Annotated in this window: 25 protein-coding genes; 11 read left to right on the top strand and 14 right to left on the bottom strand. The window is 63.5% G+C overall.

What is annotated here, in order from left to right; all coding sequences use genetic code 11:
• Positions 1-13 precede the first annotated feature (13 nt).
• From AC1D14_RS17130 to AC1D14_RS17120, 3 genes are all read right to left on the bottom strand, one after another.
• Complete coding sequence (locus AC1D14_RS17130; protein WP_230120988.1) at positions 14-463, bottom strand: CBU_0592 family membrane protein; 450 nt, start codon at positions 461-463, stop codon at positions 14-16.
• Between the two features lie 168 nt (positions 464-631).
• Positions 632-2,821, bottom strand: coding sequence for an amylo-alpha-1,6-glucosidase (locus AC1D14_RS17125; RefSeq protein ID WP_230120990.1), 2,190 nt, complete (start codon positions 2,819-2,821; stop codon positions 632-634).
• Between the two features lie 171 nt (positions 2,822-2,992).
• Complete coding sequence (locus AC1D14_RS17120; RefSeq protein WP_230120991.1) at positions 2,993-3,247, bottom strand: hypothetical protein; 255 nt, start codon at positions 3,245-3,247, stop codon at positions 2,993-2,995.
• Between the two features lie 241 nt (positions 3,248-3,488).
• On the opposite strand from AC1D14_RS17120, the gene AC1D14_RS17115 reads away from it, so the two are divergent.
• Positions 3,489-4,247, top strand: a complete 759-nt coding sequence (locus AC1D14_RS17115) for an SDR family NAD(P)-dependent oxidoreductase (RefSeq protein ID WP_476968866.1) — start codon at positions 3,489-3,491, stop codon at positions 4,245-4,247.
• Between the two features lie 950 nt (positions 4,248-5,197).
• A complete protein-coding gene (locus AC1D14_RS17110) occupies positions 5,198-5,437 on the top strand; it encodes a TetR/AcrR family transcriptional regulator (RefSeq protein ID WP_230121065.1) in 240 nt (79 codons plus the stop codon).
• 72 nt (positions 5,438-5,509) lie between these two features.
• Here the strand turns inward: AC1D14_RS17110 and AC1D14_RS17105 are convergent, their stop codons facing one another.
• The 3 genes from AC1D14_RS17105 to AC1D14_RS17095 form a co-directional block, all read right to left on the bottom strand.
• Positions 5,510-6,328 carry an IclR family transcriptional regulator gene (locus AC1D14_RS17105; RefSeq protein ID WP_230121064.1) on the bottom strand — a complete coding sequence of 273 codons (819 nt, stop codon included), beginning with the start codon at positions 6,326-6,328 and terminating at the stop codon, positions 5,510-5,512.
• Between the two features lie 299 nt (positions 6,329-6,627).
• Complete coding sequence (locus AC1D14_RS17100; protein ID WP_230121062.1) at positions 6,628-7,434, bottom strand: HpcH/HpaI aldolase family protein; 807 nt, start codon at positions 7,432-7,434, stop codon at positions 6,628-6,630.
• 122 nt (positions 7,435-7,556) lie between these two features.
• On the bottom strand, positions 7,557-8,855 hold the full coding sequence (locus AC1D14_RS17095; RefSeq protein WP_476968865.1) for an MFS transporter: 1,299 nt from the start codon (positions 8,853-8,855) through the stop codon (positions 7,557-7,559).
• A gap of 379 nt (positions 8,856-9,234) precedes the next feature.
• Here AC1D14_RS17095 and AC1D14_RS17090 point away from each other — a divergent pair, with 379 nt between their 5' ends.
• From AC1D14_RS17090 to AC1D14_RS17060, 7 genes are all read left to right on the top strand, one after another.
• The gene (locus tag AC1D14_RS17090) at positions 9,235-10,635 is read left to right on the top strand and encodes an LLM class flavin-dependent oxidoreductase (RefSeq protein ID WP_230121058.1); all 1,401 of its coding nucleotides are present in this window, start codon (positions 9,235-9,237) and stop codon (positions 10,633-10,635) included.
• A gap of 38 nt (positions 10,636-10,673) precedes the next feature.
• Complete coding sequence (locus AC1D14_RS17085) at positions 10,674-11,975, top strand: flavin monoamine oxidase family protein (protein ID WP_230121057.1); 1,302 nt, start codon at positions 10,674-10,676, stop codon at positions 11,973-11,975.
• Positions 11,972-12,481 carry a flavin reductase family protein gene (locus AC1D14_RS17080; RefSeq protein WP_230121055.1) on the top strand — a complete coding sequence of 170 codons (510 nt, stop codon included), beginning with the start codon at positions 11,972-11,974 and terminating at the stop codon, positions 12,479-12,481. The genes AC1D14_RS17085 and AC1D14_RS17080 overlap by 4 nt, the downstream gene beginning before the upstream one ends.
• Before the next feature lie 32 nt (positions 12,482-12,513).
• Complete coding sequence (locus AC1D14_RS17075) at positions 12,514-13,065, top strand: flavin reductase family protein (RefSeq protein ID WP_230121053.1); 552 nt, start codon at positions 12,514-12,516, stop codon at positions 13,063-13,065.
• Positions 13,062-13,478, top strand: a complete 417-nt coding sequence (locus AC1D14_RS17070; protein ID WP_230121052.1) for an ester cyclase — start codon at positions 13,062-13,064, stop codon at positions 13,476-13,478. The genes AC1D14_RS17075 and AC1D14_RS17070 overlap by 4 nt, the downstream gene beginning before the upstream one ends.
• 92 nt (positions 13,479-13,570) lie before the next feature.
• Complete coding sequence (locus tag AC1D14_RS17065; RefSeq protein WP_230121050.1) at positions 13,571-15,154, top strand: aldehyde dehydrogenase (NADP(+)); 1,584 nt, start codon at positions 13,571-13,573, stop codon at positions 15,152-15,154.
• A 105-nt stretch (positions 15,155-15,259) separates the two neighbouring features.
• The gene (locus tag AC1D14_RS17060) at positions 15,260-16,045 is read left to right on the top strand and encodes a 2-keto-4-pentenoate hydratase (RefSeq protein ID WP_230121048.1); all 786 of its coding nucleotides are present in this window, start codon (positions 15,260-15,262) and stop codon (positions 16,043-16,045) included.
• 75 nt (positions 16,046-16,120) lie between these two features.
• On the opposite strand, the gene AC1D14_RS17055 is transcribed toward AC1D14_RS17060, so the two are convergent.
• The gene (locus tag AC1D14_RS17055; RefSeq protein WP_230121046.1) at positions 16,121-18,277 is read right to left on the bottom strand and encodes an amylo-alpha-1,6-glucosidase; all 2,157 of its coding nucleotides are present in this window, start codon (positions 18,275-18,277) and stop codon (positions 16,121-16,123) included.
• Between the two features lie 441 nt (positions 18,278-18,718).
• Between AC1D14_RS17055 and AC1D14_RS17050 the strand changes: the two genes are divergently transcribed.
• Complete coding sequence (locus tag AC1D14_RS17050; protein WP_476876782.1) at positions 18,719-19,579, top strand: FG-GAP repeat domain-containing protein; 861 nt, start codon at positions 18,719-18,721, stop codon at positions 19,577-19,579.
• A gap of 103 nt (positions 19,580-19,682) precedes the next feature.
• Here AC1D14_RS17050 and AC1D14_RS17045 read toward each other — a convergent pair whose 3' ends face one another.
• Positions 19,683-20,888: a glycerate kinase gene (locus tag AC1D14_RS17045; RefSeq protein ID WP_230121042.1), complete on the bottom strand. Its 1,206-nt coding sequence runs from the start codon at positions 20,886-20,888 to the stop codon at positions 19,683-19,685.
• 172 nt (positions 20,889-21,060) lie between these two features.
• Here AC1D14_RS17045 and AC1D14_RS17040 point away from each other — a divergent pair, with 172 nt between their 5' ends.
• Positions 21,061-21,735, top strand: coding sequence for a GntR family transcriptional regulator (locus tag AC1D14_RS17040; protein WP_230121040.1), 675 nt, complete (start codon positions 21,061-21,063; stop codon positions 21,733-21,735).
• Between the two features lie 92 nt (positions 21,736-21,827).
• On the opposite strand, the gene AC1D14_RS17035 is transcribed toward AC1D14_RS17040, so the two are convergent.
• The 6 genes from AC1D14_RS17035 to AC1D14_RS17010 form a co-directional block, all read right to left on the bottom strand.
• Positions 21,828-22,055, bottom strand: a complete 228-nt coding sequence (locus AC1D14_RS17035; RefSeq protein WP_230121039.1) for a hypothetical protein — start codon at positions 22,053-22,055, stop codon at positions 21,828-21,830.
• Complete coding sequence (locus tag AC1D14_RS17030) at positions 22,052-22,783, bottom strand: GAF and ANTAR domain-containing protein (RefSeq protein WP_230121037.1); 732 nt, start codon at positions 22,781-22,783, stop codon at positions 22,052-22,054. The genes AC1D14_RS17035 and AC1D14_RS17030 overlap by 4 nt, the downstream gene beginning before the upstream one ends.
• Before the next feature lie 123 nt (positions 22,784-22,906).
• Positions 22,907-23,671, bottom strand: a complete 765-nt coding sequence (locus AC1D14_RS17025; protein WP_476968864.1) for a GAF and ANTAR domain-containing protein — start codon at positions 23,669-23,671, stop codon at positions 22,907-22,909.
• A 275-nt stretch (positions 23,672-23,946) separates the two neighbouring features.
• Positions 23,947-24,372 carry a MarR family winged helix-turn-helix transcriptional regulator gene (locus AC1D14_RS17020; RefSeq protein WP_230121034.1) on the bottom strand — a complete coding sequence of 142 codons (426 nt, stop codon included), beginning with the start codon at positions 24,370-24,372 and terminating at the stop codon, positions 23,947-23,949.
• 6 nt (positions 24,373-24,378) lie between these two features.
• A complete protein-coding gene (locus tag AC1D14_RS17015; protein ID WP_230121032.1) occupies positions 24,379-25,020 on the bottom strand; it encodes a DUF3618 domain-containing protein in 642 nt (213 codons plus the stop codon).
• Positions 25,017-25,162 (bottom strand): phage holin family protein (locus tag AC1D14_RS17010; RefSeq protein WP_476968882.1); only part of this gene is annotated, 146 nt, incomplete at its 5' end. The genes AC1D14_RS17010 and AC1D14_RS17015, both read right to left, overlap by 4 nt.

Raw genomic sequence — 25,162 nt, 5'->3', positions numbered from 1 at the left:
CGCCCCGGACCGTCTACGCATGTGCATTGGCAGGAACGACTGAAGGGCCCATATCGCAGGCCGAAGCGGGTTCGCGGTATCGTTCAGCACCCGGCAAGCAGGCGCCGGACTGATGTCCCGTAAATTCCGTTTGGCATCCTCCCGGATTCTGCGAAACCGATGTAATTTGCCCCTGCGCCGATGCGGTTTGCAAAGAACCGATGCTGATTGCTGGTTCAGCGGCGTTGCCCTTGCGCAGGATCCGCAGGAGGCCAGTGACCGAGATGAGGAACCAGACGATGTTGGTCACTACGGAGGGCCAGGCGCCGTGGTAGGCGCCGTTGATGATGAAGGCGAATGAACCTAGGAGATTGCCCACTTGGAAGCGCCGTCCCGTCCGGACCCAGCCCATGGATACGGACAGGTAGGCGGTCAACATCACTGCTGCTCCAGTCCATCCCGCGATCTCGGACAGCACGTCCATGGTTCTCCTTCTGCTTTCTTTGTGTTCTTCAGGGCTGGCGGGAGCAATGCCAGGGCTTGAGGGGGTTGCGTGAACGTTATGTTCACTCCGTGAACGTTCAGCTAATTGTGGCACGGCAAAAGGCCGGATTCAACGCCGGCGCCTGCTTACCCCCCGCTTAAAACCTCTTTAACCTGAGGGCGGCCGGTCCGCCTGGCGGCGTGCTTCAGTTCGCCGGCGATGGGCCTGCTCGACCAGTTCAATCATCCACGGACGGTGCCCGCGGTGGAACGCCATCCCTTCAGGCAGTCCCTGGACGGAGGGGACGGAGTTGGCAATATCGATAGTGATGCGGCCACCGCCCAGCGGAGCGTTGGTGATGTGCAGGTCCCCATACGACTCCGGAAGAACGGGATCCATCCATACGCCGCCGGCGGAAACGACCGGGTCATACCGCATCAGGCTGGTCACGAGCTGGATCGGGGCGGTCGCTGCCCAGGCCTGCGGCGAGCACGCCGTTGGATAGGGCACGGGTGTGGCGAGCTGCTCCCGGCTGAAGCCGCAGAACAGCTCGGGGAGGCGGCCGTCGGAGTGCTCGGCCGCATCCATCATGCCGGTGGCGATCCGTTGCGCCTCGGCCACGAAGCCGTAGCGGAGGAGTCCGGCGGCGACGATTGCGTTGTCGTGGGGCCAGACCGATCCGTTGTGGTAGCTGGCGGGGTTGTACGCGCCCATGTCGCTGGCCAAAGTACGTACGCCCCAGCCGCTGAACATTTCCGGGGACATCAGGCGTTCCGCCACCTGCGGGGCCTTGTCCTCGTCAATAAGGCCCTGCAACAGGCAGTGCCCCATGTTCGAAGCGCACGCGTCGACCTGCCGCTTCTTGCCGTCGAGGGCGATGGCATAGTACCCGCGTTCAGGTATCCAGAACTGCTCGTTGAACTGTTTCTTCAGCCGCGCCGCCCGGTCGGCGAGTTCGTTCGCAAAAGCCGTGTCCCCGGCGTCGTACGCCAGCCACGCGCGCGACAGATACGCGACGTAGACGTAGGCCTGGACCTCGCAGAGTGCGATGGGCGGCTCGGCCAGGGTTCCGTCGGCGAAGTTGATGCCATCCCAGGAATCCTTCCAGCCCTGGTTGATCAGCCCCTGGTCATTGAGGCGCTGGTACTCGACGAAGCCGTCGCCGTCCCTGTCCCCGTAGTTCATGATCCACTCCAGCGCACGGTCCGCATGGGGCAGCAGGGCAGCTATGGTATCCGCGGCGAATCCCCAGCGGCTGACCGCCCCGAGCACCATCAGGAACAGGGGCGTCGCATCGACGCTGCCGTAGTAGTTTGATTTGCCGCCCAGAGATAGCCCGCTGGAAACGTCGAGCCGGACCTCGTGGAGGATCTTGCCCGGTTCCTCCTCGGTCATCGGGTCCACCACGGTTCCCTGGCGGTCTGCCAGGGTCTGTAACGTGCCCAGGGCCAGGGACGGGTCCACCGGCATCGCCATTACCGAAGCCCACAGCGAGTCCCTGCCGAACAGGGTCATGAACCACGGCGCGCCAGCGGCCACCACGACACGTTCCGGATGATTGGGGTCCTCGATCCGAAGAGCGCCCAAATCGTCGTAGCTGCGACGCAGGGTCCTTTCTATCGAGCGGTTCCCCATCTGCAGGACCGGAATCTTCGCCACCCAATCCCGTCGGCGCCGGTCCCGGGGGGACAATCCCTCCCCGTCAGAATGGACAAATGCCGTCGCGGAACCGGCTCCCTCGGTGCTGGGCAGCACGGTCAGGACTGTGCTCCAGTGTCCGTGCGACGGGACGGACACCCGGTACGTCACGGTATCCGCCGAAATGTCCGCACCGGGGGCTTGGACAACCACGCCCTTCCGGACGTCCTGCCAGACGCCCCGAACGGTGAGAGCGTCGGCGTCGGCCTGGCGGCTTTCTTCCCAGCGCCGCTGGATCCGTGCCTCTTTGACCTCGAAGAGGTCCGCGAAGTCCGCCTCGATCCTCAGTGCTATTACGCAGTCGGCCGGTTCCAGGGAGTAGTTGCGAACGGTGACCTGCTCCTGGATGCCGGCCCCCACTTCCCGCAGGCGCTCCACGATCAGGGGGCTGTCGGCGTAGCCGTCTGAGCGGGGAACCCGTCCGACAAACAGCGCCCGGTACGGCTCCTTCGTTTCGGCCGCCAGCGGCTCAAGCGGCTGGCCGTCAACCGTAAGGCTCCAGCCCGAGAGGATGCGGGCGTCTTGCACGAAGAGGCCATGGGGATGTTCGGCACGGATGTCCCCGTTCGGCAAAGAAATGCAAAAGGATGAACCCTCGACCAACGTGACCGTCCCGGCCCCCAGCGGGCCGGCCGCCGTATCAGCATTCCACCCAGCCATCGAGGCCACCTCCGAGCAACTAGCGACAGCGTGCCGTCACCTGTGAGTCCTGCGGCTGCCCGCGCCGCCGTTTCTCCGACCGACGCTACGCTTGCTGGCTCCCCCAAGCTAGGGGCTGGCGTCGGTAGTGCTTTGCGAGGTTAGCGTGGGTGACATTGGATGCTGATTTCTCTATTCGCCGTACATCAGACCAAGGAGGAATGCATCCAATTCCTTGCTGACGCTCCGGGAGGATTCGGTGCCGCCGGAGGCATCAATCTCGTCGCCCTCCAGGCATAGGCCCACCCACGGCAGGCACGTTAGCTGAGGGGAGCGACGGTGTGCCTGCACGTCCGTTTCAACCTGGCGCGGGGAAGCAGCAGCCGCGGCGAACGTGCGGACCGGGTGCTTCTGGCCGATGGCGACGGCCCGATGAATGATCGACATGATGTCTTCCTTTCTGACTGTGCCGCGGGGAACGTCTATGTTCTCTCGGCGGACATTTACGGGGAGCGGGGTCTAAGATAATTGAACGTGACGTTCATTTTTCGAACGACTGCGTTTCATTGTGGCATGGCTCACCTTGGGAATCAATGCCCTTCCGGAGAATCCTGCTTGCGCCACCGAACGAAACGCTAGGGTTCTGCAGATCTTGCCAAAATCGGCAGGCAAAATGATTGGAAGAGCTATGCAACTTGAAGGCAAGACCGCCCTGATCACCGGCGGGGGACGCGGAATAGGCCGCGGTATCGTGGACCGCTACCTGGAGGAAGGAGCCCAAGTCGCCGTGGTCCAACGCCAGCCACTCGAGCCCGCCCTCGAGGGGCACCCGGGCCTTCTCGGCATCCAGGCGGACCTGAGCGTCCCGTCCGCTGCAGCTGAGGTTGTCGATGGCACAGCTTCGCACTTCGGCGGCATCGACATCCTGGTCAACAACGCCGGGATCATGTTTGAGCGCAGCGTCTCCGAAATCCTGCCGGCCGAGTGGGATCTGATGATGGCCCTGAATATGCGGGCGCCGCTGTTTCTGGCCCAAGCCGCGTTACCGCACATGCGCCGGCGAGGCGGGGGAAGCATCATCAATATCGGCTCCATCGAAGGTCTGGCCGCCAACCCCGGCCATGCCGCCTACTGTGCGTCCAAAGCCGGCATTCACGGGATGACCCGCGCCATGGCGGTGGACCTGGGTGCGGACAATATCCGGTGCAATGCGATTGCGCCAGGATGGATTGCTTCCGAACTGAGCGAAGCCTACCTGGCCTCCCAGCCCGACCCGGCAGCCGCATACAGGGCCCTGGATCGCCTACACCCTGTGGGGCGCATAGGGCGCCCCGCCGACGTCGGCGACCTCGCCGTTTTTCTGGCAAGCGACAGGTCCAGTTTCATGACCGGGGAGATCATAGTGCTCGACGGTGGCAGGACAGCAAAGCTGTCCCTGCCATTTTGAAGCGGCCGGCACCCGAAAGGCGCGGGTCCTCCAAGAATGCCCGGCCCGCCCGCCCGGCAGGCGTCGTGCCTGGCCTTCAGTCCGCTCCTGGGGCCGCCTTGATGACCAGGGCTTTATCGAGCCTGCAGATCATGACTCTTCCCAGGCCGGCATCCTGGATCATCCAGAAGACGCTGCGGTCTATGGCAATCATGTCTATCCTCCCGGAGATGGCGCTTCCGTCACTCCGAAGCACGCGAACAGCGTCACCCCGGGAGAGATGGGACCAATCCGGTACTGGCCGGGAAGGAAGGGCCGTTCTGCGGGTAAGGTTCCTGGGCCCTCTTGGAGTCACCTTCAGGTCTGGGGAAGCTGATTGCAGTGCTTGATGTCGCATGATGGCCGTCCGTTGGGGCTCGCTCTCGAATCCTGATTCGGCTGATGGGGGCAGTGGGCTTGAACGCGGTCGCCGTTGACGGCACTGCCAGACCGCCCCACATCTCAGGGTGTTCATACAGTGAACACGACGTTCAAGTTACCGTGACGTGGGTAACTCGTCAAGAGCGCGCCACCTTCACCCGATCTGGTTCGCGACTCCGTTGAGAAAACCTCTTGCAAAGCCAGGTGAGTCGCGCCACAATAGGAATACGTTCATAAATTGAACGTTACGTTCAGAAATAAACGAGCCGGGTGCGTTTCCCAGCCGAAAGTTTGCTCCCGTGGAACCCCTGGTTCCCTTCCCGGTCAGTGAGGACCTCATCATGAATGCTCTCCAGCGGACTCTCGTCACCGCCGTCGCTCTTTTCCACCACGCCACTACCCAGCCTGACCCAGGCTCCGGCTCCGCATCACCCGCCGCGGCCGGGGCGGGAGTTATAACCTGCGGCCCCTGGGAAGGGTTGTACTTCGAGGGCAGCGCCTAGCTCCCCCGCGGTACATCGGATCTTAGGACGACAGTCAGAGGTGAAGACATGACCCACTGGCGGCAGAAGCCCAAGCGAAACGACCCCAAGGTGGTCGGCGAGGTCCTCCGCGAACGAAACGAAAGAAGAACAGCTGCCCTGATCGCCTGCATCAGCGAGATGAGCAGGAGGCAGGGTCCGGACGCGGTTACTCATGCCCTGGTTGCTGAACGCGCCGGCGTGCCCGTCCAGTACGTGCAATGGAAATACCCCTCGCGCGAAACGCTCATCGCCCTCGCTCGTGCCTAACCCTGCGGGCGCATCGCTCCCGGAAGCAGGTCAAGGGAGGGGGCCTCAGTTGCGGCCAGGATTTTGAAGCTGCTAGGACAAAGCCTTCGCGACGTCGCGGGCCGCCTGGCGCAGCTGGTCGATGGTGTCGGGCAGCCGGTCCGATTTGAGGCGCTGGACGGGGCCGTTAACCGAGAGTATGCCGACCAACGCACCCGCAACGTCGCGGACGGGGCAGGCGACCACGAAGAGCCCCTCTTCAAGCTCGTCGTCAAGGATGGCGTATTCCTGCTCCCGGACCTGGCGCAGCTCCTTCATGAGAGCCTTCCGGCTGGTGATCGTGTGGGGAGTGTAGGATTCCAGCTTCTCGGGCAGCTCCGTTGCGATTTGCTCATCGCTCAGTTCGGCCAGCAGGACCTTTCCTGTTGCACTGGCGTGTACCGGGTAGGTTCCCCCCAGGTAAAGGTGCGAGACGTTCAGGTAGCGTGAGGCCGAGGCCTCGGCTATCACGTCATAAGCCAACTCACCCCGGACCATGGCGAAGCTGAATGTTTCATTGAGCTTCGCTGCATATTCGTCCAGAACGGGCTGAATCCTGGCGACAGCACCGGTGTAGGGATCGGCAATCCTGCCCAGACGGGCCATCTGCCATCCCAACAGATAGCGGTTGTCGACGCGGTCCACGAAGCCTGTCTGCTCGAGGCTCAGGAGCAGGCGGAAGGCTGTTGGGCGTGTCATCCCCACAGCGTGGGCCAATTCGGTGACGGTGATGCCTTGCCGGTGACGGCCGAGTTCGCTGAGGAGCACGGTCGCCTTGATGACGGACTTGTTGGTCAGGTCCACGGACTCATCGGCAGTCGGCGCTTCGGCTCCTGCCAGTTCCTGCACGTCTGCGCTTCGTTCCGTTGCCATGTCCGCTCCCGGTTCGAGTACTCAAGGCGGGCGGCCTTGTGATGTCGATACCCATCCTATGCTCTTTCAACTAGCGAACGGCGCGTTCAACCGGGGCTTCGAACACCGGCGCTTCCCTGCCACAAATGCGGTATGCGAACTCGTCCAGCCCCCTTTGCCGGTGAGCAGGACCGCGGCCACGCTCTCGGGCAACGGTTCCCGGCTCCGCAGATTGCTGCTGGCTCCAACGACTTCTTCGCTGGTGCTCATGGAACTCCTAAGTTCGTACGTGCCGGGCTTTGCCGGCTGTAGTCCTCGTGTCAGCTCATGACCTTTGCTGCATTGACCTGCCTGGATGCAGCAACGGCGTTGCGGGCCGCGACGGACAGCAGCCCGGTGTCAGAGGCGGTGGGCATGAAGCGGAATCCGAGGGCGGCCATCCTTTCGGAGAGTTCCGGCTCTCCGGTGTAGATACCGGGGGTGACGCCTGCTGCTGTGCAGCGGCGCGCGATGTCCGCGAGGATCCCGTCCGGTCCTTCGCCGGTCAGTTCCTCCAGTGTCACTCCCAGGCTGAGGGACAGGTCGTACGGTCCTACGAAAATGCCGTCCGGTCCGGTGGCGAGAATCTCGTCGAGATTGGCCAGACCGGCGGCTGTTTCGATCATCAGGATGCACAGGGTGTCATCCTGCGGGTTGCCCGTGGCGGGCTTTGGGTACCGGGGGCTTCGGCGGGTTGGTCCGTAGCTGCGGTTTCCGCGCGGGGGGAAGCGGCAGGCGGCTATGAGTGAAGCTGCTGACGCCGCATTCTCCACCGTGGGGAAGATGATTGCGCCTGCACCCGCGTCCAGGATTCGGCCGATGATTCCCATGTCGTGACCGGGAACGCGGACGATGGACGGTACCGAAAACAGGTGCGCAGCTTCGATCAGCGGCTGCATTTCGTGGGTTTCCGGGCCTCCGTGCTGGCCGTCAACGCAGATCCAGCCGAACCCTTCGGCTGCCAGGGTGTCCACGACGGCAGGATCGCGGAAGCTGACCCAAGCCCCGGCATGGATCTCACCGTCGTCGAGGATTAGACGCGGAGTCCGCAGCCCGCTGTTCCGTTCACTTTCACCGTAGATCTTCATTTCTTCGTTCTCCTTGTTGTCAAAGGTTGTTTGGGGCGAATATGCGCTTCGAACGGAAGGGCGCCCTGCCGACGCAAGCCCGGTCAGAGCACCCTTCCGTTCGCGTTTGCGTAGCCGCAGAGTTACTTGACTGCCACCTTGGCCAGGGGCGCTTTGGCCAGGGGTGCTGAGGTGTCGCTCAGGCTCAGGCCTTTGGTCTCCGGTGCCAGGTACTGGGAGATGACAGCACCCAGCACACAGATGCCGGCGGCGATCAGCATCGTGGTTCCCACGCCCAAGCTGTCCACCGACATCGGGAGGATGAATGTTCCCGCTGCTGCGCCGATTCGTGAAAACGCAGTGGCGAAGCCGACCCCGGCACCACGGATTTCCGTGGGAAAGACCTCGCCGGGGTAGACCCCGGTCAGGGCCGTAGAGACGGCGTTGAAAAAGGAGAAGATGATGAAGCAAACCAAGATAACCATCGGCGAGACGTGTGCGAACAGGCCGATGACCACCAATGCGACGGCGGCGATCCACATCGGCGGGATGGACAGCTTGCGGCGTCCGACCTTTTCGATGAGGAACATCGCGGCCAGGGAGCCGGCCACCACCACGCCGTTGAGCAGCAGCGCTCCGGCCAGGCCATCTTCAACGCCCAGGCTCTCAAGCACGATCGGCGCGAAGGTGGCGATCGCGAAGTACGGGGTGACGTTGCAGACCCAGTACATGCACACGAAGATCGTCGCGTTGCGGTATTGCGGGGAGAAGAGTTTGCGGAAATTGGGCTTCTCCGCCTTCTCGTACGCCAGGTCCCTGACGTCTGCTTCCTCCATGAACTCCTGGGCAACGGCGAGCCCCTCCTCAATCCGCCCCTTGCTGATGAGCCAGCGCGGGGATTCGGGGGAACCGAGCCGGAGCAGGAAGACGATCAGGGAAGGGACGGTGCTCATGCCCAGGATGATGCGCCAGTCGGCGTGGATCGATGTGGACAGGTAGTACCCCACGGCGTAGGAGATCAGGTAGCCGACGTACCAAGCTACCTCCTGGAATGCCATGAGCTTGCCCCTCAGCTTGGCCGGAGAGAATTCGACGAGCAACGGCCAGCCGATCGCGTAATCGGCGCCAATTGCCATACCCATGACGAGGCGGATCAGGAACAACTGCCAGGCATCCGCGACGAAGAACTGAGCAGCGGAGCCAAGCAGGAAGATGGCGAGGTCGACGATGAACATCGGCTTGCGCCCGACCTTGTCGGCCAAGTAACCGCCGATGGGGCCACCAAAGAAGATGCCGATCAAGGCAGAAGCGCCGATCAGGCCCTGCCAGGTGGCGGAGAGGCTCAGATCCGACGTCAGCGCCGGCATGACGAGCCCGATGCCGCCCAGGATGAAGCCGTCGATGAACATGCCGCCGGCGATCACCGCGCTGAGCTTGTACAAGAACCGCCTCTTTTGCGGATCCGGGGCGACCGACGACTGCAAAGATGGCCTCGGGGCCGGGGTAACAGGTGTATTCACGATGGACTTCCTTGTAGATCGTGCTATTTCGAACGGGATGAAAGCTCGCCTGCGATGTCAGCGCGGCGGATTTGGGGGGCTGAGTAGTCAGGCCCGATTCGTTCATTTTTCGAACGTCGTGCTCAAAAATATGGCATGCGCCACATCCCGTGTCAATAGCTGTTGCGTAATCTCCCTGACGAAAAAAGAACCCTTGACAGTGAGCTGGCTTACCTTCTAAATTGAACGCAGTGTTCAGTTTATGAACGTAGATCCCTAGTTGTCGCCTTGCCAGGCACGAGTCCAAGGAAGCACCGCTGCCATGAAAAATGAACCCCTGAGCCTTTTCGCCTTTGACGTCTTCGCCCCGTCCCATCTGACATCGGGGTCATGGCGCGCTGAGGGCGACCAAGGCTCCCGCTATACGGACCTGCAGTATTGGACGGGCGTAGCGCAGATGCTGGAAAAGTCGGGCTTCGACGGCATTTTCTTCGCCGACAACCTCGGCTATCACGATGTGTTCCGGGGGAACAGTGATGCCGCGCTGCGCGACGCCGCGCAGTTCCCCATCAATGACCCGACCGTGTTGATCAGCGGCATGGCGGCCGTGACGAAGCACCTCACCTTCGGGGTGACCTGCTCGGCGACGTATGAACCGCCCTATCTGCTGGCCCGCAAGTTCAGCACCCTGGACCACCTGACTTCCGGGAGGGTTGGCTGGAACATCGTGACCTCGTACTCGGAGGCCGCGGCCCGCAACCTCGGCAAGGTGCAGCAGCTTAGCCCGGCTGAGCGTTACGACCTTGCCGATGAGTACATGGACGTCGTCTACAAGCTCTGGGAAGGTTCATTCGAGGAGGACGCCGTGGCCCGGGATGCCGAATCGGCTACGTACATCGACCCGGCGAAGGTGCACCCGATCAACCACTCCGGCCAGCACTTCACTGTGCCCGGCTTCCACCTGTGCGAGCCGTCCCCCCAGCGCACGCCTGTGCTGTTCCAGGCCGGGTCGTCCTCCAGGGGCATGGAATTCGGCGGCAAGCATGCTGAGGCCGTCTTCATCCAGAGCACCTCCGTGGAGGGTGCCAAGCGCTCAGTGGCCAAGCTCCGCCAGGCAGTGGCAGACGCGGGCCGCGACCCCCGCGACGTCAGGGTAGTCATCCTGCTCACTGTGGTGGTGGCTCCCACCGACGAAGAAGCCCAAGCCAAGTACCAGCAGGCCGTGGAGAACGCACCAATCGATGGAATCCTGGCACGCTTCAGCGGTTGGACCGGCATCGATATGTCCGAGTACGACTTGGACACCCCCTTGCGGTCCGTTGGAACGAAGGCAGGGCAGTCGATGGTGGACATGTTTTCCAAGGCCGACCCCGACCGGGACTGGACCCCGCGCCAGATCGCCGAATTCCTCGCCGTCGGCGGTACAGGTTCCACGATCATCGGCTCCCCGGAAACCGTCGCCGCAGAACTGCGCCGCTGGCGTGACGAGGCCGACGTCGACGGCATCAACCTCAGCTACATCACCAAGCCCGGCAGCTGGGAAGACTTCATCGAGCTGGCCCTGCCCGAACTCCGCGCCCAGGGAATCGTTTCCCCAGCCCGCCCGGAAGACCAGGAACCGGTAACACTGCGGGAAAAGCTCTTCCCCGGCCACAAGTACACGCTGGACTCCCACCCCGCCACCGAACACCGTACCAAGCACCTGAGCGAAGCCACCCGCTGACGCCCAGCTGAACCAGCAATATCAACGGAGATACTTCAATGACTAAACAGACAGACGTAGTCGTCATCGGTGCCGGTCTTGCCGGCCTCATCACTGCCCGTGAGCTCGGCAACCGCGGCCACAACGTGGTCGTCCTGGAAGCCCGCGACCGTCTTGGCGGCCGCTTGTGGACCGATCGCCGCCTGGGCCAGAACCTGGAGATCGGCGGCAACTGGCTGCACTGGACCCAGCCGCATGTCTGGGCCGAGGTCACCCGCTACGGCCTCGAGGTTTCCCGCGGCCCGCGCTCCGAGGAAACGTTCTGGCTCGCCGGGGACGAAGTGCGCCGCGGCACGCTGGAAGACTTCATGTCACTGATCGACCCCGGCATGACCCGGCTGCTCGAAGACACCATGAAGTGGCTGCCCCGACCGGATGCACCGCTGACGGTGGAGAACCTGGCCGACGTCGACCAGTACAACCTGCAGGAAATGCTGGACAAGCTGGACCTCTCCGAGGACGAGCGGAACGCGAATGAGGCAGCCTGGGTGGGCCACTTCAACGCACCCCTGGACCAGTGCGCCTACGTCAACGCCCTCCGCTGGACCGCCGCATCATCCGGCCATTGGCACCTCATGCACGAGGCCTCAGCGATCTTCCGTCTGAAGAACGGCAACGACACGCTGACCAAGGCGATCGCCGAGGACACCAACGCTGACATCCGCCTCAACGCCCCGGTGACCGCCGTCCGCCGCAACAGCGGGGGAGCCACCGTCACCTACGGCGATGGCCAGGAAATCGAGGCCAAGAAGGTCGTCATCACCCTGCCGCAGAACGTGCTGCACAAGCTCGATGTCCAGCCCGCCCTGTCCGACGGCAAGCTCGCCGCCAGCCGGGAAAAGACCGCGTCCCAGGGCGTCAAGGCCTGGATCCGGGTCAGGGGACCCATCAAGCCGTTCTTCGCCTACTCGGCCCAGGACAAGCCCCTGTCCGTAATCCGCACCGAATTCATCGGTGAAGACGACGCCGTCCTGGTCGGCTTCGGTGCCGACGCGGACCGCATCGACGTGACCGACATCGAACAGGTCCAGGAAGCCATCAAGGTATGGCGCGACGACCTGGAAGTCCTCGAGGTGGCCGGCCACCACTGGATGTCCGATCCTTACGCCGAGGAGACCTGGCAGATCCAGCGCCCCGGCCAGCTCACCAAGTACCACCGGGAACAGCAGGTCAGCGAGGGCGCACTGCATTTCGCCAGCGGCGACATTGCCAACATCTGGGCCGGCTTCTTCGACGGCGCTGTCGAGAGCGGCCTGCGCGCCGGCCGCAACATCCACGCAGAGCTCCAGGAACAGCCATGAGCGCCCCCGCACTCGAAGGTCGTCGGATCGACTCCGACCAATACCGGGCCGTCATGCGGCACCTGCCCACCGGCGTTGCCGCGATCTGCTCCACGGACCCGGTCACGGGGGCCCAAAACGGCATGATCGTGGGAACCTTCGCCTCACTGTCAATGGAGCCCCCGCTGGTGACCTTCAGCGTCACCCACACCTCCACAAGCTGGCCCAAAATTGCAGAGATCGGACGGTTCAGCGTCAGCCTCCTCTCCGATGACCAGCAGCAGGTCTGCCGTGCACTCTCGGCGAAGGGTGAGGACAAGTTCAGCGCCGTGAACTGGTCCGAATCCGGGTGGGGCACTCCACACATCCACGGTTCGCTTGCCTGGTTCGACTGCCGGACCGAGCAGCAGATCGTTGCCGGAGACCACCTGATCGTCGTCGCCAGCGTGCTGGAAATGACGCCCGGCGAGGGAACTCCCCTCATCTTCCACGGCGGTCGCTTCGGAAGCTTCCGTGAAATCGCCTGACCTGCGAAGCCGCCTGATCAAGGAGCACTGATATGGACATCACCCCAGCAACAGCCGCCACCCCCGTGGCCGACATCACGCCCGCCTACTACCGACAGGTACTGGGCAAACTTCCCACCGGCGTCGTGGCCATCACCGGCGTCAACGATGACGACGAAAGACTCGGCCTCGTCGTCGGCACCTTCCAGTCCCTGTCACTGGACCCGCCGCTGGTCATGTTCTGCGTCGACAAGTCGTCCTCCACCTGGCCGAAACTGCGCAAGCTCCAGAACTTCACAGCCAACATCCTCTCCGATGACCAAGTCAGTATCTGCCGGTCCCTGTCCCGCAAGGGACCCCAGAAGTTCGAAGGGCTCCCCTGCACCACAGGCCCCTTGGGAACCCCGCACCTGGACGGCGCGACTGCCTATATCGACTGCGTCGTCACAGCCGAGGTCGTGGTGGGCGACCACTACATGGTGGTCGGAGCCGTGACCAACATGAACGAAGGAACCGGCAACGCCCTGATCTTCAGGGGCGGCAAGTTCGGCCAGTACCAGCCCATCGAAATCCCGGCACCGGAAGTAGCAAGGAGTGCATCATGAACCGACGGGAAACCATTCTCAACGCCTGGAACCGCGCCTGGGGCGACGGGGACCTCACGGACTTCGAGCAGCTGCTCGCACCCGGGTACGTCCGCCGATCCAAGTCAGGCAGTGAAGATTACGCCAGCCTGAGGAAAACCATCGAGGCCACCCACGCAGCCTTCCCGGACACAACCACCGAGATCCTGCACATCATCGAAGACGGAGCCACCGCCGCGATCCACTGGCAGACCCAGGGCACGCATCAGGGTGAATTCATGGACGTCCCCGCGACCGGCCGGAGCATCACCGTTTCCGGCGCATCCTTCCTCCGCTTCGAAAACGACCAACTTGCAGAGGAATGGGTGGTCTGGGATCCACGCGAGCTCCTCTCAGCTCTCGGCATCTGGCACCTGGGACCCGGCAACGCCTAGGCAGAACGCCCACGGGCGCTTACCGACCACGGGCAGCAGCCCCTCCCGCACCGCCGCCCACACATGCTTTCAACCGCCCAGGAGGCGCGACAATGACTCTTCAAGGACATTCCCTCATCGCTGGGGAGACCGTCACCGGCACCAGCGGAACGACCTACGGGATTAACCCCGCCACGAACGAACAGCTGGAACCGGCCTACACCCTCATCAGCGAGCAACAGCTGAAAGCTGCCACGGACGCAGCCACCGATGCCTTTGACTCCTTCAGCACCCTCGAACCCGAGCAGCATGCGCGGTTCCTGGACGCAATTGCCGAGAACATCGACGCCATCGGTGATGAACTGATCGAGCGGGCCTCCACAGAAACCGGGCTCGGCGCCGACCGGCTGCGGGGCGAACGGGCCCGCACCACAGGACAGCTGCGGCTCTTCGCTGACGTCGTGCGACGGGGAGACTTCCGTGGTGTCCGCATCGACCCGGCTCTGCCCGACCGGGCTCCCCTTCCGCGGGCCGACATCCGGCAGCGCCAGATCCCGCTCGGCCCCGTAGCCGTTTTCGGCGCCAGCAACTTCCCGCTGGCCTTCTCCGTCGCAGGCGGCGACACAGCCTCGGCCTTCGCAGCCGGCTGCCCGGTGATCGTCAAGGCACACAACGCCCACCCCGGCACCGCCGAGCTGGTCGGCCAGGCCATTGTCAACGCCGTCCGCGACCTTGACCTGCACCCGGGCGTCTTCTCCCTTATCTACGGCTCGGGTGCGAGCATCGGCCAGGCGCTGGTGGCGGATCCCGCCATTAAGGCGGTGGGCTTCACCGGTTCCCGCGGCGGCGGTACCGCGCTGATGCGCACGGCTGCAGCCCGCCCGGAACCGATCCCGGTCTATGCGGAAATGTCCTCCATCAATCCTGTCTACGTTTTCCCCGGCGCGCTGAACGGGGACGTTGAAACGCTCGCCCAGCAGTACGTCGCCTCCGTCACCGGCAGCTCGGGGCAGCTCTGCACGTCGCCCGGGCTGGTTTTCGTTCCCGCCGGTGAGGCCGGAGACCAGTTCACGGCGGCCGTAACCGAGGCTGTCACGCAGCTTTCCGGACAGACCATGCTCAGCGGCGGGATCGCCTCTGCCTGGGAACACGGCCATAATGCGCTGGAGTCCGCCGCCGACGTCGAGCTGATCGGCCGGGGCAAGGGCGGCCCGACCGCGAACGCGCCAGCCCCCGCAGTGTTCGGGGCGGACCTGGATGTCTTCACCACAAACCCGGTGCTGCATGAGGAGGTCTTCGGCGCCGCCAGCCTCGTCGTCCGCTACAAGGGAGTTGAAGACCTGATCGAGGCCACCCGATTGCTGGAAGGACAACTCACGGCCTCGCTGCACGTGGCCGAGGAGGACTACCCCGTTGCCTCGGGCCTGATCCCTGCCCTGGAGCGCAAGGTCGGCAGGATCCTCATCAACGGATGGCCCACGGGTGTGGAAGTCGGCCACGCCATGGTCCACGGCGGCCCCTACCCGGCCACGTCCGATTCGAAGACGACGTCGGTGGGCACACTGGCGATCAACCGGTTCCTGCGCCCGGTGGCGTACCAGAACTTCCCGGAGCAGCTGCGCCCGGCACCCCTGCAGGATGCGAACCCGTGGAACGTCAACCGGCTGGTCGATGGCAAGCCCGAACAGGCTGGCTAGAAACTTCCGCGCACCTCATGCTTCCGGCCCCGGATAGACCTCTCCCAACACAGAATCATCCGGGGCCGGAAATCCACCTTTACCAGGCAGACAAAGGACTTCATCATGCCAACCATTACGCTCGAAAACATCGCGGACACCCTCCGCACGGCCCGCCTTCAGGGCGAACCGATCGCAGCCCCGACCGAGACGTGGCCGTCTCTTGACGCGGATGCCGCATTCGAAGTGCAAAAGATCAACGTCAGCCACGCCGTGGCCGACGGCGACCGTCTGGTGGGCTACAAGCTCGGCAACATCGCCAAGGTCATGCAGGACGCCTTCGGCCTCGACCAGCCGGACTACGGGCATCTGCTGGCCAGCACCTTCACCTACGAGGGCACCACGCTCGACCGGAATAAGTTCATCGAACCCTTCGTTGAACTCGAGCCCGCATTCGTGCTGAGAGGGCACCTCGGCGGCCGCAACACCACCATCGCAGACGTCATCAATGCCATCGATTACGCTTTGCCGGCGATTGAAATCATCGACTCCCGGGTCAAGGACTGGGCGATCGGACTCCCGGACACGCTGGCGGACAACGGCTCCACCGGGGCCATCATTCTCGGCGGCACCCCCCGGCACGTCACGGACCTGAACCTGCGCGACACACGGGGCGTCCTGCGGTTCAATGACCGGGAAGTTATCGCCGGGACCACCGGCAACATTCTCGGCAACCCGTTCGCCGCCGTCGCCTGGCTCGTCAACCGCCTCGCCGACTACGACGTCGAGTTCGAACCCGGGCAGGTCATCCTCCCCGGCAGCTGCCTGCAGGCAGTCCCCATGAAGGATGCCGGCCGCTGGTCAGGGACCTTCGAAGGCTGGGGCACCATCGAATTCGACGTCTCGGTTTAGCAGAGAGCCGAACCGGTGTGCCCGCCCCTGTACGGGCCGGGCACATCGGTCAGAACCTGCTTCAAGACGGTCTGGCTAGTCCTCGTTTCCCAGCCCCGCTTGCTCCATGAGTTCCGTCAGCCATGGCCGGTGTTCACGGTGGAACGCTATCCCTTCGGGCAGACCCTGAACGGTTGGTTCAGATCCCTTGATATCGATGGTGATGCGGCCGGCCGCCATTGGCGCATTGGTGATGTGCAGGTCACCGTATGAATCGGGGAGTGCCGGGTCCATCCAAAAGCCGCCACGGGAAATGTGGGCGTCGTACCGCATCAGGCTTGTAATCAACATGATCGGCGTGGTCGCTGCCCACGCCTGTGGGGAACAGGCCGTTGGATAGGGCACAGGCTCGGCGACCTGGTCACGGCTGAAACCGCAGAAGAGTTCCGGGAGACGGCCGTCGCTGTAATCGGCCGCCTCGAACAGGGCGGTGGCGATGCGCTGTGCCTCTTCCACGAAGCCGTACCGCATCAGTCCGACGGCGATGATCGCGTTGTCATGCGGCCAGACCGAGCCGTTGTGGTAGCTCGCGGGGTTGTAGGCGCCCATGTCGCTCGCGAGTGTTCGCACACCCCAGCCGCTGAACATCTCGGGGGACATGAGCCTTTCGGCTACCAGGGGGACCTTGTCTTCATCCATGATGCCGTGCCACAGGCATTGCCCCATGTTGGAGGCGCATGCATCGACTTGCCGTTTCCGGCCGTCCAGGGCGATAGCGTAGTAGCCGCGGTCGGGCATCCAGAATTCCTCGTTGAATTTCTTTTTCAGCTGTGCTGCTTCCGCGGCGAGCCGGGCCGCCAAAGGCGCGTCACCGGCGTCGTACGCCAACAAAGCCCGGGCCAGATATGCGCTGTAGGTCAAAGCCTGGACCTCGCACAGCGCGATAGGGGGTTCGGCGATACGACCGTCCGCGAAGTTGACGCCGTCCCAGGAGTCCTTCCAGCCTTGATTGATGAGGCCTTGGTCATTGAGGCGCTCATACTCGACGAAGCCGTCGCCGTCCCTGTCCCCGTAGTCCCGAACCCAGTCCAGCGCGCGGTCGGCGTGAGGCAGCAGTGCGGCGATGGTGTCCTTGGCGAAACCCCAACGGCTAACCGATGCGAGTGTCATCACGAACTGTGGAGTCGCGTCCACGCTGCCGTAGTAGACGGACTTGCCGCCCAGGGAAAGCCCGCTGGAGACGCCGAGCCGGACCTCGTGAAGAATCTTCCCCGGTTCCTCCTCGCTCATGGGATCCACCACCCGGCCTTGGCGGTCAGCCAGCGTCTGCAACGTGCCCAGTGCCAGCGACGGGTCCACCGGTAGGGCCATTTCCGAAGCCGTGAGCGAGTCCCGGCCGAAGAGCGTCATGAACCAGGGCGCCCCGGCGGCCACGACGATCCGCTCCGGATGGGCGGGATCCTCAATGCGCAGCGCGCCCAGATCGTCGTAGCTGCGGCGCAGAGTCCGTTCGATGGAACGGTTGCCTATATGCAATTTGGGAATCCTCGCTACCCAATCCTGGCGCCGACGGTCGCTGGGAGACATCTCACCTCGAACCGGACGAACAAACGACGCCACCGGTGCAGAGCCGTCGACAGTGGGCACCACGGTCAGCAGGGTGCTCCACTCTCCATGTGGCGGGACAACCACCCGGTAGGTCAGGGCCTCCGGGGTGACGTCGGCGCCGCTGGAATAAACGACGACGCCCTTCCGGACGTCCTGCCAGACCGCCCTAATGGTCAGCGAGTCCGCGTCCGCGTGACGGGATTCTTCCCAGTGCCGTTGGACGCGCGCCTCTTTCACCTCGAAGAGATCCGCGAAGTCCGATTCGACGTTCAGGTTTACCACGCATGCGGCTTCGTCCGAGGAGTAGTTCCGGATGGTGATCTCCTCAAGGACCCCGACACCCACTTCCCGCAGGCGTTCCACGATCAGCGGACTGTCCGCGTACCCATCGGAGCGGGGGACGCGGCCAATGAACAAGGCCCGATAAGGTTCCTTCGCCGATGCTGTCAGCGGCTCCAGAGGCTGCCCATTGATTGCCAGGTTCCAGCGGGACAAGATGCGGGTGTCCTCGTGGAAAACACCGTGCGGATGCTCCGGATGGATGTCACCATTCGCCGACGAAATACAGAAGGATGAACCCTCCACCAAAGTAACCGTGCCTGCCCCCACAGGCCCGGCAGCCGTGTCAGCATTCCATCCAGCCATCCCCGCCTCCTTCAACGGTTCAAGACCGGGGCGGCGTTATGCGAGTCTGGGTCCAGCCATCGATCGCCCTTACCCCGTTGGCTAGACGCTACGCCTGTACTGCCTCGGATAATAGGCACTCGGCCCGTCCAACATTGAGCCTGGTCGCAGTCGCGTCCTTCGACTCCTAAGTACTTCTGCTAATTCTCTGTCGCCCACCCGCACACGCACTTCGGGGGCAGCGGAAATCGATTGGTTGAACAGTGGTCGGGAGGGGAGAGGCCGCGCACTGACCAGAAAATGCACTGTAGGGCACCTCGCCAAAACGCAAACGGACGACGGCGGGACGTCCCGCCGTCGTCCGCTGTGTTGACCTTGTTTCGCTCCGATGTAATAAACGCGACTTCCCCGGAAACTAAGCGAGTGTACTCACAACGCATATTGGGGAGGCTCGACAGCTACATGAAAAAGACCATTCGCACCAGAGCAGGGCTGGTAAGTATCGCCGCAGCACTGTCCCTCGCGGTATCCGGCATCCTGCCTGCCCAGGCGGCAGACACACCGCACACCAACTGGAACTTCGCAATCGACTCAACCGCGAATGTGGTTGCTTATGATGGCGCCGGCACTCTCTGGTCCTATTCCTGGATGTCACCCGGGGTGACGCCGCAGCGCAGGGCCATTGGGCCGGCAGGGTCTACGGTCCCGAAGGTTTTCTTCGTTACCAACTGGAACTCTGACGATGCCGGTGTTCCGGATCTGATCGTGCAGAACAAGAACGGCACCCTGACATACCGTGAGGGAATCAGCACCGGCGGGTTCCACGATTACGCGATCGGCACCGGCTGGCAGAACTACGAGATCACCGTGGGCCAGTGGAAGAAGACGGACAAATACCCGTCCATCATCGCCAGGAACAACGCCACGGGTGACTTGTTCCACTACGGAAACCCGTCGGGGAAGGGTCTTTCACCGCGGGTGAGGATCGGCCGCGGCTGGAATGGGCTGTCCTTCAATCTGCTGGACTGGGATAGGGACGGCAACAACGACGTTGTTGCCAAAAATTCCTCCGGGCAACTCAAGTTGTACCGGACCAACGGTGCCGGATCGTTCATCTCCGAACCCCGCGCGACTATCGGCACCGGCTGGAACGCCATGAGCTCCATCCGCGCCATGTCAGGACTCACCGGCAACGGGACGGTCGGCCTGATGGCTCGGGACAGTGCGGGGGTCCTTCACTACTACCCGGCAAACAGGAGCGCTTGGGCGCCGCGGCAGACCTTCACCAAGGGCTGGGCTCTGTACACCATCGCAGGCAACTGACGGCGTGGTGTGTCACGAAGGACTTATTTTGGGACGCCTGCGAGCATTGCCGACGGGCGTCAGGGGCGCTGGAAACATCCCGTATTTAGGCCACGCCCGGGATTTATGGCGCGAATGGGCCTGAGGCGAGGGCGCGGAGAATTCGCCCGGCGTTCTGCAGTGCGTTGGTCGCCTGGGCTGGATCTTTGGATGTGTCTTGGGCCGTGAGGTCCCGCAGCGCTATTACCTTTGACAGGCCTAGTTGGCGGGCTGCTTGCTGGTCCAGGGTCGAGGCGCCAACGACTGCAGCCACCGGGGTGTTTCCTGCGCGGCTGCATACGGCGGAGATAAGTTTGCCGCCTGATGTCTGGTCGTCGAGGCGTCCTTCTCCGGTCACGAGCATGTCGCACTGCTGCGCGTGCGTGTCGAAGCGCAGCAGATCCAGGAAGTAGTCGGCTCCGGAGACGAGGGAGCCGCCCAGAAGGAGGAGGCCGAAGCCAATGCCCCCGGCGCTGCCGGCTCCGGGGATATCGGCGAGGGCGGGCGCGTCGATGTTTGGGATGGTGTTGCAGGCTTGGACGAGGGCGCGGAGGCCTTGGTCGAGCACCGCGACCAGCTCAGGGTCCGCTCCTTTCTGCGGTCCGAAGACGTGCGCGGCCCCTTGAACTCCGCATAGGGGGCTGGTTACGTCGCTGGCACCGATGAGTTCAATTCCATCGAAGTCGAATGCGGTCCTCAAATCGACGTGCGCTATTCGGTGAAGTGAGCCTCCGTCCGGTTCCAGCAGGCGTCCTTGTTCGTCCCGAAACTCCGCGCCGAGGGCGGCAAGCATTCCGGCCCCGCCATCGGTGCTGGCGCTGCCTCCGAGGGCAATGACGATGGTCTTCGGTTCCAGGAGCGCAGCAGCCAGGATGGCTTCGCCCAAGCCCCGGCTCGACGCCGCCAAGGGACGTAACGGGCCCTGCACCGTGGCAAGACCGCAGGTTCCTGCCACTTCCACCACCGCTGTTGTCCCGTCAAAGGCGATCTGGGTGAACTGCACTTCGCCGTCGGCGTTGTGGACCTCAACTGTTTGCGCCCGTGAGCCGGCGAACACGGCTGCCTCGACGCTCCCGTCTCCGCCATCGGCGAGGGGGAGGACTGTTACCTGGACCTGTGCGTCGGTGGTCAGGGAGTCGATTCCTGAGCGGATGGCTTCGGCGACGCCAAGCGCACTCAGGCAGCCTTTGAACTTGTCAGGGGCGACCAGAACGCGCGTGGCACGGGGGGCGGCGTCACGGGCATGCGGACCGGATTCCTCGCGGGGGCGGCCGGCTGTGAGTTGACTCATGCTGTTTCCTTCAGTGCGGTGTTGGGGAGGGCTATGCGTCGTTGCTGTGTCCAACAAAGTAGACATCACAAAACTCATATTGTCTAGCAATTTATATAATTTTGTCTGACAATCACAAGTGGATGTGCCTAACCAAAGGCGATAAAGTGGCGGGGAAACAGAGGAGTTCCCAGTGACAGCCCAGCCAGCGACCGCGTCCCGCGTCGATGTCATAGCCGATGACATGCGCTCGCGGATTCTGCGCGGCGAATACGTTGGCGATACCTCCTTCACCGAAACGGACGTCGCCACCCGCTACGACGTAGCCCGGCCCACCGCGAAGGCCGCAATAGAAAAGCTTGTTTCCGAATCAGTGCTCGAGCGCAGCACGAACAAGACGGCAAGAGTCATCAAACTCGGGCCCGAAGATGTCCGCGACATCTACTTCACGCGGGCGCGGCTTGAAAAAGCCGTCCTCCTGCAACTGGCGCAGGCACGTTCGGTTCCGGCCGGAGCAATAGCCGCCCAGCGGGAACTCGAACTACTGGACGCCAACTCCGGCTTTGACACCGTGGACCCGGACATGCGCTTTCACATGGCACTCGTGGACAGTATCGGCAGTCCAAGAACCAGCCGCATGTACGGCTCACTCGTCTCCCAGGTCAAACTCTGCATGGCCCAGATCCAGGGCCTCCAGCTCGTCCAGCCCGAACGCATCATCAAAGAACACCAACACCTGCTCGAACTCATAGAAGCCGGCGACGGAGCCGCTGCCAGCAACGTCCTCGACGAGCACCTTAGCCGCCCCAGAGAACGCCTCGTGGCCGCCGTGGGCGGAGTGCCGGGCCCGGAAGCGTTCCGCGACTAAATCCCGGGACTCGCCATCTCCTTCCCTGTTGGAGACGCGAGGGTGCCGGCCCGCCCCTGACGGTCACTTCTGATCCCTGCCGGGTTCACGGCTCACGCCTTCTGAGCGTTGCCAAGTTCGTAGATGGCGTGGTCCAGGAGGTCCCGCTGGATGGGGCGCAGCATGTATGAGCCGTGGAGGTAGGCGTCAATTTCCATGGTTCCCGCGTCTCCGCCGATGCTGAAGTAGTGCATCCATAACTCATCGACATCAAGGTCGGCCTGCCGGAATGCTTTGGCCGTCAGGTCCCGTTGAGCCTCGCCGTCCGAGTCAACGCTCATGGCGTTCGGTCGAGGTCCGTCGTCGGTTCAAGAGTCTCGTGGGCTACGGCGCTAAGAGGGATCTCCTGCGTGCGGGCGCGTGCGATCATGACCTGCAGGGCGGCCCTCTCGCTCACGCGGAGGCGCTCCATGAGCACGCCCTTGGCCATGTCAATCAGGCTCCGGCTGTGCAGGGCGTCCTTCAGTGCGTCACTGAGTTGCTCGGCGCGTTCCCGGGCCTGGAGGTTGGCCAGGATGAGCGCAGCAGGTCCGGCAAGAAGGGACAAGACCTGTTCGCTGCGTTCGTCGAAGGCGTGGGGCACATCTGCATAGACCTTCATCGCGCCAATAGCCTCGGGTTCACTGCGTCCGGTCACGTCCGGAACCAGGAGGGGAACGCTGATGCAGGACAGTAAGCCAAGACGGGCGCCCGCCCTGCTCCATTCCGGCCAGTGTTGATCATGGCGAAGGTCGTCCACCCGCACCGTCTGGGCGCTCGCCCAGGCCGCGAGGCAGGGTCCATCGCCGAGATCGTACTGCAGCCGGTCGGCCCGCTTCACGATGCTGTTGGTGGACGCTGTGCTCGTCGGCCGGCCGTGGGCATCGATGAGCGTGCCTCCGGCGCCGACGCTGCCGGGCAGGCTTTGGTGCGCTGCCTGTGCAATGTTGGCGACGGCCCGGTCAACCACTGGTTCTGTGAGCAGGAGGCCCGTGACCCGAGCGAAGATCTCGGGCAGCTCGCCTGCCATTGGGTGCTTCCGCGTCACTGGCTGGCCTCACATGTCATCAGGGTCGTGAGCATCCCTCTGGAGGGATACGTCCGGCAGGTGCTTCCCATCATAGTGCTGCGCCCTGCAAGGACTGCCGTGGGCTTACTGCTGTGCTTCGTCATCACGTTTCACCTGCTCTGGGAGCTTTGAGCCGTTCAAGATGTCCGTGGCTATCTGCTTCAGTTGTTGTTTGCTGGACCGTGCCATCTCATGCAGAAGAGTGGCAGCATCCTCGCGGCTGCCCCGGGTTTGGGCCATGATGAGGCTCAGGGCGGCGTCAATGATTGCCCTGGACTGCAGCGCCCCGTGCAGGCCTTCGGGATGGATCTCCAGCCGGTGCACCCGAAGCGCCAAGCGGAGAATCCGGGACAGCGGCACCGCATACGATTCCACCGCGGCAATGGTTGCCGCATTAAACGTGTGTGTGCTCCGGGCATAACAATTGAGAGCTGCCGCTGCGTTCGGTCCTGCATTTACCGGAACGGCAAGGACCGATGTGATGCCGTCGTCCGTGACCGCCTGTGAGTACCGACTCCACCGTTCGGACGTTTTGAGGTCCGAGACGAGGACGGTTCGGTTTTCCCGGAGCGCTGTGAGGCAGGGGCCGTCGTCGAATCCGTACTGTCTTTCGTCCATCTGCTTGGCACTGTCGCTGCTGCTGGCCGCGGTGACCGGCCGCCCGTCACGCTCGAGTGAAATCGCGCACAGCATCGGTTCGGGTGCGGCGAGTTTCGAAGCAGAGAAGACCGTCAGTTCAAGGAGGAAATCGTCAAATCCGGGGCTTTCCAGCAGGAGATCCTGCAGTTGTTCCATCGTCGGCGACGGGAGTTGCCCTGGCGCCGGTGGCCGGCCAGACTCAGCGGTCATCGCATGCCTCGATCCACTTGGAGCCGGGTCCCCCGATCCGTCTTTTTTGGCCGGATTCAACGTCCGGGGATGATCGCGGACTCCTTGCGTCCACGGCCATGACGCGACAAACAGGCCGAATACGACCCCGGGAGTCCTGAAGTTGGCTCCGCACTTGGTGATCGCTTCGCCGCTGATTCTGAGCCTACTCTCCATGGACCGCGCAGGAAACAAGTGCAAGCAGGGGCCCCGGAATATCTGCGGCGGCCTGGGCGCCGGAGGCCAGACGTGGAACGCTACATCCGCAGGTCGCGGATGTAGCGTTCCAGGTCGAGTCGCAGGGCGGATTCGGTATCCGGCCTGCTCCGTTTAAGCCGCTGGACGAGCGTTTCGGCGGTGGCGAGCACTTTCCGGCCGTTGTGCGTGAGCCGGATATTTGTGTAGCGGCGGTCGCCGGCGCGTTCTCTGCTCAGGAAGCCAAGCCCCTGGAGTCGGCGGACCACCCTGCCCAGGCTTTGCTTGCTCACACAGAGCAGCGCGGCGAGGTCGGACACGGTGACCGGCTCGAGTTCCGCCACCGACTCCATTATGTCCAGCGAGGCTTTGGTCAAGCCCAACTGCGTGAGGTTGCGGTTGATCTGCAGCTCATCCAGACGGGCAGCGATGCTGAGGAGCCGGTGTGTTGGCCAGCGTTCCGGTCCTGTCGAATGAGCCAGGCTCATGCTGGCTCACGTGTTTTGGACGTGGTCCTTGGCATCCGTGGCGGTCTCTTTGACCTCGGAGGCGGCAGTTTGCCCTTCCTCCTTGACGTGCTGGGCGGCGTCGGTGGCGGTGGCTTTGACGTTTTCCATGGCTTCTTGGGCGGGTTCCTTCAAACCCTGCGCCATGTCCTTGGCTGCTTCGGTCAGCTGCGTGGTGACCGGTTCCGCGGCGGATTTTAGGGCGTCGGCAGCCTCGCGTTCCTTCTCGCTCGGCGGGATCAGCGAGGAGACCAGCAGCCCGGCGCCGAACGCGATCAGGCCGGCGGCGAGAGGGTTGCCCTGGGTTTTGGCGGCCGCCTTGTGCGGGACATCGCCGATGGCCTCGCCTGCGTCGTGAAGGGTGGAGCCGACCGCGTCGGTGGCGTCACTGATGGCGCTTCCGGTGCTGTGGGCGGCGTGGTGTGCGGTGCCGGAGGCGCTGTGAGTGGCGTGTTCGGCGGTGCCCATGACTTTCTCCTTTACTCCGAAAACGGCGTCCTTGACCTTGCTGGTCTGGCGGTGGACGATGTTGGACGGTGTTACTTTGTCGGCCACGGCGTCCACGTTGGTGCCGAGGCGTGCGCGGGTGGCTTCGATGTCGGCGCGGATGGCGTCCGGGTTTTCACTCATCGGTGGTCTCCATTGGGTTTCAGGGTGGGCGGGATTTCCTGGACGGTCTCAACGGTCTGGGGCATGCCCTTGATGGCCTTGAGTTCCTTGCGTCCTACCGATGCGAGGACCGCGGCGATGATGCCCCAGATGACTGCAACGA

This window comes from Arthrobacter sp. P1_B11 (assembly GCF_056406715.1).
This window is presented reverse-complemented; position numbering and strand designations above follow the sequence as displayed.